The sequence below is a fragment of the Hymenobacter sp. genome (assembly GCF_036388155.1).
Taxonomy (GTDB): Bacteria; Bacteroidota; Bacteroidia; order Cytophagales; family Hymenobacteraceae; genus Hymenobacter.
This window is the reverse complement of the sequence record NZ_DASVSI010000167.1, coordinates 1-12,626: the sequence shown is the minus strand read 5'-3', so window position 1 is coordinate 12,626 and position 12,626 is coordinate 1. Positions and strand designations below refer to the sequence as shown.

Below are 12,626 nucleotides of genomic sequence, written 5' to 3'. Positions count from 1 at the left end.
GTGGCCACGGGCTTTGTCACGGTGGTGCTGCCCATCACCAGCACCTCGGCCACGGCCGTGCTGCGCTTCCGCGGGCGGGCCGATTTCGGCACCACCGACATCGGCCTGGACAACATTGTGCTGCAGTCGGCCACCGGCTGCTTGACCCCGGCCTTGCTCACGGCCACCACCACCCAGACCACCGCGGCCCTCTCGTGGCTGACGGGCGGCACCGGCACCTACACGGTGGTGTACGGCCCGACCGGCTTCAACCCCGCCACCGGCGGCACCACGGTGACGGGCATTACGGCGCCTCCGCTCAACATCACCGGCCTGGCGGCGGGCACCACGTATCAGTTCTACGTCACGCTGAACTGCGCCGCGGGCACCAATTCCGGCACGGCCGGCCCGCAGTCCTTCACCACGCAGATTGTGAACGACGAGCCCTGCGGCGCGACCACGCTCACGGTGAGCAACGTTTGTACGCCCGTGGCCGCCACAACGGCGGGCGCCACCAACACGCCCGGCACCGTGTATGGCGCGGGCGGCCAGGGCACCGGCTGCGGCACTCTCACCACCCCCAACGACGTGTGGTTTAAGTTCACTACGGCCGCTACCGGGCCTACCAGCACGGTGGTGCGCATCTCGGTGACGGGCGGCGCGGCCGGCGTGGTGCGGGCCTATTCGGGCGCCGCGTGCACCGGTCCGCTTACCTACATCGCGTGCTCGGGCACGGCGGCCAACACGGCCGCGCCCAACCTCGACCTGGCCAACCTGCTGCCGAACACCACCTACTACTTGCGGGTGAGCGGCTACACGGCGGCCACCACGGCGGGCAATTTCACCATTTGCGCCACGCCGGTACCGAACTGCCCCACCCCCGGGGGCCTCGCGGCCGTGACGCCCACCAGCACCACGGCCACCCTGACGTGGTCGGTACCCGTGACGACGGGCAACACGTTTTCGGTGATATACGGCCCGGCGGGCTTCAACCCCGCCACCGGCGGCACCACCCTGCCCGGCCTGACGGCGCAGACGGTTTCGCTGACCGGCCTCACGCCGAACACGGCGTATGAGTTCTACGTGCAGCAGTTGTGCGGCGGCTTCAACGGCAGCAGCCCGCGGTCGACGCCCTTCGCCTTCTCGACGCCCATCACGGCCACCAACAACAACGAGCCTTGCGGCGCCGTGGCCCTGGGCACGGCACCTGTGAGCGGCACCAACGTGGGGGCCACCACCAGCATCCAGCCCGGCATCAACACGCCGACCTGCGCCGGTGGCTCGCTGCCCCGCGACGTGTGGTTCTCCTTCACGCCCACCGGCACCACCACCAGCCTCACCCTGACGGGTACGGCTGCGGGCGCCGTGCGCGTCTTCACCAGCCCCGACTGCGCGGCGGGTCCGTTCAACGAGGTGTTCTGCGCCGGCAGCGCGGCGGCCAACGTGGGCTTCGCCGGTCCGGTAGTGGTGACGGGCCTGACGGCCGGCACGCGCTACTACCTGGCCATCAGCGGCCTCACCAGCTCCGACACGCAGGGCACCTTCACGGTAGCCGGCTCCAACCTGGTGCCGACCGGCACGCAGGCCAAAGCCGAAACCAACGCCCTGGTGGTGTACCCCAACCCGAGCAACACCGGCCAGCTCACCCTGCGCCTGAACGGCTTGAGCGGAACTGGCCAAGCCACGCTGCTCAACGCCCTGGGCCAAGTGGTGCTGACCAAGTCGCTGAGCGGCACAACCGAGCAGACATTGGCTACCCGTGGCCTGGCTACCGGTTTGTACACCCTCCGCGTCACGGTGGCCGGGCAAGTACTCACCCGCAAAGTGGTGCTGGAATAACTCCCTGCACCCACGACAAACAAAAAGGTCCGGCAATTGCCGGACCTTTTTGTTTGTGGTCATTTCTTTAGTTGCTGGTTGTTAGTTGTCAGTTGCTGGTTGTCAGTTGTCAGGGCTGATGATGGATATTTATCGACTGACAACTAACAACTGACAACTAACAACTAACGGCTTACTCCACTACCAGCTTGCGGGTGGCGCTGCCTGCCGGCCCTTCGGCTTGTACCGTGTAGCTGCCGGCTCGCAGGGCGGCTAAGTCCAGGGTGGCGGTAGGGCCCACGGGGCGCAGGGAAAGCACGGCGCGGCCCAATAAGTCCCGCACGGTGAGGCGCGTGGTGGTGGCGGCTAGCCGCACGGTGGCCTGGCGGCGGGCGGGATTGGGGTACACGTCGAACGCAAAAGCGCTGGTGCCCGACCGGTTGCCGGAGGCCACGTAAGCGGTGTTTTCCAGCACCAAAATCCGGTCGTTCCCGCCCGTGGCGGACGCCCGGCCGTTGCTAGTGCCGATGTACACCTTGCCCTGGGGCGACACGCAAATGGCGCGCAACCGGCCGAATGTGGTGACGAAGTTGACGGGGGTGCCCGCAATGGCCAGCCCCGCGGCATTGAGCGGCAGTTGGGTGAGCTGGTTGTTTTTGAGCACGGCGAGCAGTAAGCTGCCGCGCCAGCCCGGAATGGCGGGGTGGTCGTAGTAGGCCAAGCCGGCCGGCGCAATGGTGGGCGTCCAGGTATAGAGGGGCTCGCGCACGTTGTTGGCGGCGCAAAAGGCAGTTTCGTTGGACAAGTTGCACGCGCCTTCCACGTTGGGCCAGCCGTAGTTGCGGCCCGGTTCAATCTTGTTGATTTCGTCGTCGTTGCTGGGGCCGTGCTCTGAGCTGTAAATGCGGCCGTTGGGCAGCTGCACCAGGCCCTGGGGGTTGCGGTGGCCCAGGGTAAACACCCGGCTGCCGGGCGTAGGGTTGTCGGCGGGCACGGTGCCGTCGAGGTTCATGCGCAGAATCTTGCCGTTGAGCGAGGCCATGCTTTGCGCCTCGGGCAGCTGCTGGGCGTCGCCGGTGCTCATGAGCAGCGTGCCATCGGCCAGGATGACCAGGCGCGAACCGCTGTGCGTGGTAGTGGCCTCAATGCCGCCAAGCAGCACCAGCGGGGCGCTCAGCGTACCGGCCGTGGCGGAGTAGGTGTAGCGCACCAGCTTTTCCTTCAGCGCGCCGCCTTCGCTGTAGTTGTACACCACGTACACGTAGGGCGAAGTGGCAAACTGCGGATGCAGCACCATGCCCAGCAGGCCACTCTCGCCAGTGGGCGTCACGTCGGGCAGGGTGAGCAGGGGCAGCACCTGCCCGGTGGTGGGGTCTACGCGGCTGATGCGGCCGGAACGTTCGGTCATCCACAGGAAGTTGTCGGGACCCCAGGCCAGCTCCCAAATGTGTTCGAGGTTCGAGGCCAACACCGTGTTGGTAACCGTGGTGGTGCCCACCGCAAAGGTGCTGGGAGCCGGGGCCTGGGCGCAGGCCGCCAGCGGAAACCCGCCCGCGAGAAGGGCCAGGGTCGCAACGTGTAGAAATTTCATGGCAATAGGCTAAGGGTGAGATGTTGACAACTGCTCTTGAGGAATTAAGTTAACGATGCCCGGCTCCGCTCGGATGTTGCGCCGACGTGCGCTACCCCGATTTTGTAGCTTGCGGAGCTTTTTTCACTCGTTCCATGCCCGCATTCTATACCCAAACCCATCCGGCCGGCTACACGCTCAGCACCGACCCTGGCCGGCTCGACGTGGCCGCCATCCACCGCTGGCTGAGCGAAGAGTCGTACTGGGCCAAGCACATTCAGCGTGCCACCGTGGAGCGCGCCATCGCCAACTCCCTCCCCTTCGGCCTCTACGCCCCCGACGGCCGCCAAGCCGCCTTCTGCCGCGTCGTGACCGACCGCGCCACCTTTGCTTGGCTGTGCGACGTGTTCGTGCTGCCCGAGTACCGGGACCAAGGCCTCTCCAAGTGGCTGGTGCAGCAAATGCTGGCTCACCCCGATTTGCAGGGCCTGCGCCGCCACCTGCTCGCCACCTTCGACGCCCACACCCTTTACCAAAAATTCGGCTACACGCTTCTAGACCGCCCCGACCGGTGGCTGGAAATCAAGCACCCCAACCCCTACCCCGCTCCGAATGAGGAATGAGATAACGACTGTCATGTCGAGCGCAGCCGAGACATCTCGCGTGGGGGAGTAATTCAATCGCCTGTCATGCTGAACGAAGCGCAGCGAACCGAAGGTCGGCGTAGCCAAGCATCTTCTTACCGCTGAACGACACGTTCTGACCTGAGAAGATGCTTCGCAAGCTCAGCATGACAGGCGAAGCGAGCAAGATGTCGGCTACGCCGACCTTCGGTTCGCTGCGCTCTGCATGAAGACCTTGCGGTGAGATGACTTTCTAAATTCTTTACCTTCCCAACCAAGCGCAGCGCCCCCGGCTTTCATTTGGCCGGACTCGTCCACTTGCTGTCCTTGATGCGGAAGCGCCACGGCAGCCCCGCGGCTTCAACGCCCGCATACTCCAGCCCCACCCGGGCGCTGGCCACGGTGTCGGCCGCCGCCACGGTTTCGCCGTGGTCCTCGAACCACAGCACCTCGCCGGTCACGGGCAGGCCGGTGAGCGCGGGCGTGATGCCCAGGGCCTGACTCATTACGCCGGGGCCTGCGGTGAGGGACCGCACCACGCCGGGCAGCCCGCGCCGCAGCAGCATCTCCGCGATGCCCACGGTCGGCTCCACGGCCCGGATGAGCACGGTGTCGGGGTGAGTGGCGTCGTGGGTGGCGATGTTAAACAGGGCGTATTTGTTGTAAACGGTGTAGATGTAAGCCTGGCCACCGGGCACGTACAGGCCCTGCGCCTGCTGGCGCTTGCGCTGCAAGTGCAAGGTCAGCGAATGGTCGCCTTCGTGCCGGTACGCCTCGGTTTCAACCACGCGGCCCGCCGTGAGCACGCCGCCAATGTTGGTGTACAAGTGCTTGCCAAGCAGGTCGCGGGCTATTTGCAGCGGGTCGGGGCGTTGGAAGAAAGCCGCGGGCAATTTGGGAGCAGTCATGGGCATTAGCGGAGACGGTAGAGCAAGCCAAAGCTGAACAGCCAGCGCTGCTGTTGCCACGGTACGGCGCCAATGGGCCGGTCGTTCAGCTGCAAGCGCACGTCGTGGTGCGGCAGGGTGAGGGCGGCCGAGCTGCGGGTCAGGAAAAACCCGCTTTCCTCTTTCACTTGCACCTCGGTGCGGGTGCGCAGGGGCAGCAGGTAGCCCAGGTCGGCCACCAATTCCCACTTGTGGCTGAGCTCAACGCCCAGGCCCAGGGTCGGCTGCACGGCGTCGGCCGTCGACTGCACTTGCACGCCCAGCTCGTCGGCGGTGAGGGTGGTGCCGCCCACGCGCACCCGGGCCCCGGCCCGCTCAAACGACCCCACCCGACGCGCCACCGTTTGGCGGGTGTACGCCAGCCCCGCTCGCCCAAAAATGGGCCGGTGGCGCGGGTTGAAGTTGTGCTGGTAGCTCATGCCAGCGGCCCAGCCGTCGCCAATAAACTGGCGAAACACGTGCCGGGTGGCCACGCGCACCGCCAACTTGGGCGTCAGGTCAAATAGGTATTCGGCGCTCCACCACGCGGTGAGGGCCTGCTCCGCCACGCCCGCCGTGCCCTGCGCCCGAAACCCCGAGCCCGCGGGCGCATAGTCGAGCGCCAACTGACCGGCCGCTACCTGTAGCGGCCAGCTTCCCGCCGCGGCGCCGTACCGAATGCGGCTCAGCCACTTCGCGAGGCCCGACGCCGCTGGCGGTGCTTCGGCCGGGCCGTCCCCCGCAGGTGGTTGCTTAAACAAGGAGTCGGCCCGCTGCTGGCGCACTTGGTCGAGCAAGGCCTGGCGCAGGCGTTCGGGCGGCAGCAGCGTGGTTTGGTTTTGCCAAAAGGCCGAATCGTAAGGCACCGCATTGTGCAGAAACACGTCGCGGTACTGGGCCCGTTCGGTGTAGGAAGGCGGCGGCGCTTGCGCCGTGTCGATGGCCGTGGTCAGGAACTCCCCGAAATAATTCAGCGGCGGCCCCACGGGCAGACGCGCTTTGGTTTGCCACCACACGCTTTTGAGGTGCCAGCGGCCGGCGTAGGGCTGGTAAGCCACGCGCAGGGCGCGGGTGTCGGCGGGTTCGGTGCCGCGCGCCAGGCCCGCCTTGGTGTATTGCCACTCGGCCCCCAGGAAGGCGTAGCTGTCCTGGTCGATGTACATGCGCCCTTTGAAGTCGGCACGGCGGTTGCCGGCCTTGGGCGCGAAGGCCACCACGTACACCGGCCGGTCGAGGTAGGTACTGCCGGGCGCCAACCGGTAGTCGTACTCCCGGAAATGCTTGGCGTCAATAAATTGCGCGCGGCGGTGCACAAAATCGGCCAGATGCGGAATAAACGGCCCGCCCGCCCAGTCGATGAGCATGACGGCGCGGGGCCGCAGGTCCACCTTGCGCGACTGCTGAATCTGCACCTCGCCGGTGGCGGTGCGCGCAGTGTAAGGCGCCTTTAGCACCAGCAGCAAGCCTTCTACCAGGTAGCGCGGCGCGCCGGCCTCGTCGTTGTCAGACTCCCGGTAAAAGCCGGTGAGGCGGGTGGGCCGCACGGGGTAGTTGCGCGGAATGCGCGCCACGGCCTCCCGCACAATGCCCAGCACCGAGCCGGTCACGCGCACCTCGCCCAGCGCCGCCGGGCTGATTTGCAAGGCAATGCGCAGCTCTGGCGCCGGCAGGGGCGGCAAGGGCTGGCTGTACTTGCGGTAACCCAATAGCGCCACCTCCAGCGGTTCTTGCTGGTACTGCGGCGGAATGCTCAGGGCGAAGCGGCCGTCTTCGTTGGTGCTGGTGCCAATGCGGTTGCCGGCCACGCCCGCTTGCGCGTTGGGGATGGGCTGGTTGGTTTCGGCGTCCACCACCCGCCCGCGCAACAAAATGGGGCCCTGCGCAAGCGCGGGCCCCATCAGCAAGAGTAGCCACAACAAGAGCAGGCAGCGCTTCATCACCGGCATTGTTTCACGGTATCGTCACGCCGAGGGCTTGCACTAGACGGCGGCGGGCACCAATTTATTCAGCAAATACTCGGCAATCTGCACGGCGTTGGTGGCGGCGCCTTTGCGCAGGTTATCAGCCACCACCCACATGTTGAGGGTGCGGGGCTGGGTTTCGTCGCGGCGCAGCCGGCCCACCAGCACAGCGTCCTTGCCGTGGCTGTCTTTGGGCATGGGGTACTGGTTCTGAGACGGGTCGTCGACCAGTTCCACGCCCGGCGTGCGGGCCAAGATGGCACGGACGTCGGCCAAGTCAAACTCGTGGGCAAACTCCACGTTCACGGCCTCCGAGTGGCCGCCCATGACGGGAATGCGCACGCAGGTGGCGGTGACGCGAATGGTGTCGTCGCCCATAATCTTCTTGGTCTCGTTCACCATCTTCAGCTCCTCTTTGGTGTAGCCGTTGGCTTCGAACACGTCGATATGGGGCAACACGTTCAAGTCGATGGGGTGCGGGTAGGCGGGGTTGCTGGCCGTTTGGCCGGCGCGCTCTTCCAGGAGCTGGTCCACGGCTTTCTTGCCGGTGCCGGTCACGCTCTGGTAGGTGCTCACCACAATGCGCTCGACTTTGTAGGCCTTGTGCAGCTCGTTGAGCGCCACCACCAGCTGAATGGTGGAGCAGTTGGGGTTGGCGATGATTTTGTCTTCGGCCGTGAGCGTGTCGGCGTTCAGCTCGGGCACCACCAGTTTCTTGGTGGGGTCCATGCGCCAGGCCGAGGAGTTGTCGATGACCGTGGTGCCCACTGCGGCAAAGCGCGGGGCGTGCTCCTTGCTCACCGAGCCGCCCGCCGAGAAAATGGCGATGTCGGGCTGGGCCGCAATGGCGTTGTCCATGCTCACCACGGGGTACTGCTGGCCCTGAAATTCAATGAACTGGCCCACCGATTTGGCCGAAGCCACGGGCAACAGTTCGGTGAGGGGAAACTGGCGCTCGGCCAGCACTTTGAGTAGCTCGGTGCCAACCAAGCCGGTGGCACCCACAATAGCAAGTTTCATGGGAGTTAACTAGTTGGGAAGCGACCTACTGCGGCCGCTTTCTGCAAAGGTCGGCAAGAAAGTGGCAATCAGTTCTTATGCGTAATTGCCGCTTCTGGGCACGTAGGCCATGGTCCTTTGCCAACCGTACCGGTTGGCTAGGCAATTATATCCTCCGGATGGGCTTACATTAGGGACGGCTAATACTTGCTTGCTCCTAAATGAAGGCGTTACTTCTACTATTCCTCTTCTTTCCCCTGTTGGCCTCGGCCCAGCTGAACGAAGCATTTATCGATGGCAACTTTACGGCAAATCCTGCTTGGAGCGGCGATGCAGCCAGTTTCCAGGTAGCTACCCAGCAGCTGCAAAGCAACGGCCCGGCGGTAACCAACACGCAGCTGCAGCTGAGCACGCCCAGCCAGGCAAGCACCGGCACGGTATGGGAGTTTTGGGCCAACCTGCGCCTGGGCACCAGCTCGGGCAACCTGGCCGATGTGTGGCTCATGGCCTCGCAGGCCGACCTGCGCAGCAGCAACAATTCCGGCTATTACGTGCGCCTCGGCGGCACCGACGACGAGGTGAGCCTCTTTCGGCGGGACTCGACCCGCGCCCCGGTGCCGGTCATCGACGGCGCCAACGGCACGCTGACCAGCACCACCAACAACCTCGTGCGGGTACGCGTGACGCGCACCACCGCCAACCGCTGGACGCTGGAGCGCGACCTCACCGGCGGCCGCGCCTTCGTGGCCGAGGCTGCCCAACCCACCGATGCCACCTACCAGCGCAGCGTGGCGTTGGGCGTGTCGTTGGTGTACTCGTCGGCCAACAGCCGCAACTTCTATTTTGATGATTTTGTGGTGACCGATGCCACCGCGCCGCTGTTGGTGCGGGCCGTGCCCCTCGATGCGCGCCAAGTGGACGTAGGATTCAACGAGGCCGTGGGCGCTGCCAGTGCCGTGGCGCTGGCCAACTACCGCCTGCAGAGTGGCGCCGTGCCGGTCGCGGCCCAGGTGCTGGCCAGCAACCCGGCCGTGGTGCGCCTCACCTTCGGCAGCGACGTGGCCGCCCAAAACGTGCTGGAAGTGCGCAACGTGGCCGACTTGTACGGCAACGTGGCCGCCGGGCCGCTCACCGTGGCCTTCACGGCGCCGCCCGCGGTGCCCCAGGTGGGCGACTTGGTCATCACCGAAATTTTTGCTGATGAAACGCCGCAGGTCGGACTGCCGCTGTCAGAGTATGTGGAAATCCATAACCGCAGCGCCACCAAAACCCTCGGCCTGGGCGGTGTGCGCCTGGGCAAAGCCGGCGCTACTACCGCCGCCATCCTGGCCGATACCGCCCGGCTTTTGCCTGGCCAGCACGCCATCGTGTGCGGGAACACGCGGACGGCCCTGTTTGCGGGCTTGGGAGTGAAAGTGTACGGCCTCACCAACTTTCCCTCGCTCAGCAACGGCGGCGACCAGCTGGTGCTGCGCGGCCGCGACGGCCGGACGTTGTTTGAAGTGAACTATTCTGACTCGTGGTACCGCGACGCCAAGAAGAAGGAAGGCGGCTGGAGCCTGGAAATGATTGACGCGAATAATTACTGCGCCGGGGCCGACAACTGGACCGCCAGCACCGACGCCAGTGGCGGCACGCCCGGCAAAGCCAACTCGGTGCGCGCGGCCCGCCCCGACGCCGCGGCCCCTACCCTGCTGCGCGCGGTGGCCCTCAGCGCCGCCACTGTGCGGGTCTATTTCTCCGAAAAGTTAGACAGCGCCACCGCGGCCGTGCTCAGCCGCTACGCCCTGGCGGCCGGGGGCCCGGCGCTGACGCGGGCGGTGCCCGTGGCCCCCGACTTCCGGCAAGTCGACCTCACGCTGGGTGCGCCCCTGCTGGCCAGCCGCCCCACCTCCCTCACCGTGCAAACCGCCACCGACTGCGCCGGCAACGCCAGCGGCGCCTTGCAGTCGGCCAGCTTCGCGCTGCCCGAGGCCGCCGTGAGCGGCGACGTGGTCGTCAACGAGCTGCTGTTCAACCCGCGGGTGGGCAGCGTCCGCTTCGTGGAGTTACTCAATCGCAGCACCAAATTCATCGACTTGCAGGGCTGGCAGGTTGCCAACCTCAAGCCTGATGGCACCGCCGACTCCGACGTGCTTAGCGCCGGCCCGCTGGTGCTGGCTCCCGGCCAGGTACTGGCCTTCAGCACCAGCACCAGCAACCTGCAGTCGCAGTACCCCACCAGCAGCGAAGCGGCGAATCTGGTCCAGATTCCGAGCCTGCCCTCGTTTCCCGACGAAGGCATCGTCCAGCTTTTCAACGCTGCCAGTTTGGAAATTGACCGGTTTGCTTACAGCAAGAACCTCCACCTAAGCCTGCTGGCCACCCAGGACGGGGTTTCGCTGGAGCGCATTCGGGCCAATGGCCCCAGTGCTGGCAGCAACTTTCACTCGGCCGCCGGCGCCGTGGGGTATGCCACACCCGGCCAGGCTAATTCGCAGGCCCAAGACGCGCCCGGCGGCAACCAGGAGCTGACCGTGGAACCGTCGGTGTTCACGCCCGACGACGACGGCCAGCAAGACTTTGCCACCCTCACCTACCACCTCGACCAAACCGGCTACGCCGCCTCCGTGACCGTGTACGACGCCCTGGGCCGCCTAACGCGCCGCCTGGTGCGCAACGAAACCCTGCCCACCACCGGCTTTTTGCAGTGGGACGGCATCGACGACCGAGGCCGCAAGGCCGCCGTGGGTTACTACATCCTGCACGTGGAGCTGTTCCGCCCGAGCGGCGGCGAGCGGCGCGAGTACAAAAAGACCGTGGTGCTAGGCGCGAGGTTTTAACGCCTGCTGCTTAATGAGGACTGAGGAAGGAGGAATGGCCGGCGGCCGGCGCGGCTGGCGCGCGTTTGCAACGCGTGCCGACTGGCTTCGGGCCTCCGGCCCGCCGCGTGAACGAAGCCCGAACGGCGCGCGAACGGCGCGACCGGGGGCGTTGCAAACGCCCAACTAGTCGGCACGCGTCACAGACGCGCGCCAGCCGTTCTTTATTCTTCATTCCTCATTAAACGAAGTGCTGCGTTTAACGTCTGACAGGGCATGAACAGCAACCAGCAATTGCAGCACCTCTACTGGCGGGCCGGTTTTGGGCCCCGGCCGCAAGACGTGGCGGGAAACCCGAGTCCGCGCAAAGCCCTGCGCCAGTTACTGCACGATTCTGAGAAGTACGAGCCCCTGACCGGAGCCGGCCTGAGCTTCACCGAGCCCCATGGCATGGTGATGACCGACCCGGCCTCGACCACCAAAAAGCCGGTGCCCGACGGCACCGTGACCACGCCGCCCGACGCCCCCGGCGTGGTGCCCGCCATGCGCCCGCGCTCGGCGCTGCGGGGCGGCACCCTGGCGACCGGAGTGCCGCGCCTGCGCCGGGCCGCGCTCACGCCCGAGCAGCGCAAAATGCAGAACGAAGGTATCCGCGACGCTTTTGCCAACATCAGCACCGCCTGGATGGACCGCATGGCCGCCTCGCCGGCCCAGCTGCGCGAGAAAATGACGCTGTTCTGGCACGGGCATTTTGCCTGCCGCGTGCGCCAGCCCAACGCGGCCCTCAGCCTGCACAATACCACCCGCCAGCACGCGCTGGGCAAATTTCCCGACCTGCTGCTGGCCGTGAGCAAGGAGCCAGCCATGCTGCAGTTCCTCAATAACCAGCAAAACCGCAAGGCGCACCCCAACGAAAACTTCGCCCGCGAGGTGATGGAGCTCTTCACGCTGGGCCGCGGCAACTATACCGAGCAGGACGTGAAAGAAGCCGCCCGCGCCTTCACCGGCTGGGGCTACGACTACGAGTACAACTTCAAATTCCGAGAGCGGGAGCACGACGCGGGGCCCAAAACCTTCCTGGGCAGCACCGGCAATTTTTCGGGCGAAGAGGTGCTGGCACTTATCTTGAAGCAGCCGGCGGCGGCCACGTTTTTGGTCACGAAAATCTACCGCTTCTTCGTGAACGACGTGCCCAACCCGGCGCACATCGAACCGCTGGCCGGGGCCTTCCGCAAAAGCGGCTACGACATTGCCGACCTCATGGAGCGCCTGTTTTCGGCCGACTGGTTTTACGAGCCCGCCAACGTGGGCACGCACATCAAGTCGCCGGTGGAGCTGCTGGCCGGCATCCGGCGCACGCTCAACGTGAAGATTGACAACGACAAACCCCTGCTGGGCTACCAGCGGGCATTGGGTCAAACCTTGTTTCAGCCGCCGAACGTGGCCGGCTGGCCCGGCGGCCGCAACTGGATAGATTCGTCGTCGCTGCTGCTGCGCTTGCAGCTGCCGGCCATTCTATTTAAGAATGCCGAATTCGCGGTGGCCTTGAAGCAGGACGAAAACGACATTGCCCCCAACCTCACCAAAGCCCAGCGCACCGTAGCGCCCGGCACCCGGGCGCAGCTGCCGCTGGCACCGCTGCAACAGCTGCTGGGCAGCACGCCCGCCCCCCAGCAACCCGAAAAGCTAAGCCAGTTCCTGCTGCAAGCCACCATCCGCCCCGAGAACTTGCGGCTGGTGCAGCAAGCCGCCCAGCAAAAAGAGCCCGCCGAAGCCCTGCGCACCACCCTAATCAGCCTGCTGAGCCTGCCCGAATACCAGCTTGCCTAAACATCAAACTCCCCTCCTCAGCCGAGGAGGGGATGTTCGAGCCGCAGGCTCGGACGGGGGTGGTGGCACCGCAGGGAGTCGTTGAACGGCTCGCAGCAGGGGCGTTCCAGTATCGTTCA

Annotated in this window: 8 protein-coding genes; 4 read left to right on the top strand and 4 right to left on the bottom strand. The window is 65.7% G+C overall.

The window, feature by feature from the left end; all coding sequences use genetic code 11:
- Positions 1–1,818, top strand: a 1,818-nt coding sequence (locus VF629_RS23895; RefSeq protein ID WP_331061030.1) for a T9SS type A sorting domain-containing protein, incomplete at its 5' end; no start/stop codon positions are given.
- A gap of 172 nt (positions 1,819–1,990) precedes the next feature.
- On the opposite strand, the gene VF629_RS23890 is transcribed toward VF629_RS23895, so the two are convergent.
- The gene (locus VF629_RS23890) at positions 1,991–3,388 is read right to left on the bottom strand and encodes a PQQ-dependent sugar dehydrogenase (RefSeq protein ID WP_331061029.1); all 1,398 of its coding nucleotides are present in this window, start codon (positions 3,386–3,388) and stop codon (positions 1,991–1,993) included.
- A gap of 134 nt (positions 3,389–3,522) precedes the next feature.
- Between VF629_RS23890 and VF629_RS23885 the strand changes: the two genes are divergently transcribed.
- Complete coding sequence (locus VF629_RS23885) at positions 3,523–3,990, top strand: GNAT family N-acetyltransferase (RefSeq protein WP_331061028.1); 468 nt, start codon at positions 3,523–3,525, stop codon at positions 3,988–3,990.
- 296 nt (positions 3,991–4,286) lie between these two features.
- Here the strand turns inward: VF629_RS23885 and VF629_RS23880 are convergent, their stop codons facing one another.
- Genes VF629_RS23880 through VF629_RS23870 form a run of 3 tightly spaced genes read right to left on the bottom strand, consistent with a single transcriptional unit; the run spans position 4,287 to position 7,897 of the window.
- Positions 4,287–4,898, bottom strand: coding sequence for a DNA-3-methyladenine glycosylase (locus VF629_RS23880; protein ID WP_331061027.1), 612 nt, complete (start codon positions 4,896–4,898; stop codon positions 4,287–4,289).
- A 5-nt stretch (positions 4,899–4,903) separates the two neighbouring features.
- Positions 4,904–6,853 (bottom strand): carboxypeptidase-like regulatory domain-containing protein, encoded by a 1,950-nt coding sequence (locus VF629_RS23875; RefSeq protein ID WP_331061026.1) that lies wholly within the window; start codon positions 6,851–6,853, stop codon positions 4,904–4,906.
- Between the two features lie 42 nt (positions 6,854–6,895).
- A complete protein-coding gene (locus VF629_RS23870; RefSeq protein WP_331061025.1) occupies positions 6,896–7,897 on the bottom strand; it encodes an aspartate-semialdehyde dehydrogenase in 1,002 nt (333 codons plus the stop codon).
- Positions 7,898–8,097: 200 nt separating this feature from the next.
- Between VF629_RS23870 and VF629_RS23865 the strand changes: the two genes are divergently transcribed.
- Both VF629_RS23865 and VF629_RS23860 read left to right on the top strand, forming a co-directional pair.
- Positions 8,098–10,698, top strand: a complete 2,601-nt coding sequence (locus tag VF629_RS23865) for a lamin tail domain-containing protein (RefSeq protein WP_331061024.1) — start codon at positions 8,098–8,100, stop codon at positions 10,696–10,698.
- 255 nt (positions 10,699–10,953) lie between these two features.
- Complete coding sequence (locus VF629_RS23860) at positions 10,954–12,507, top strand: DUF1800 domain-containing protein (protein ID WP_331061023.1); 1,554 nt, start codon at positions 10,954–10,956, stop codon at positions 12,505–12,507.
- Positions 12,508–12,626 lie beyond the last annotated feature (119 nt).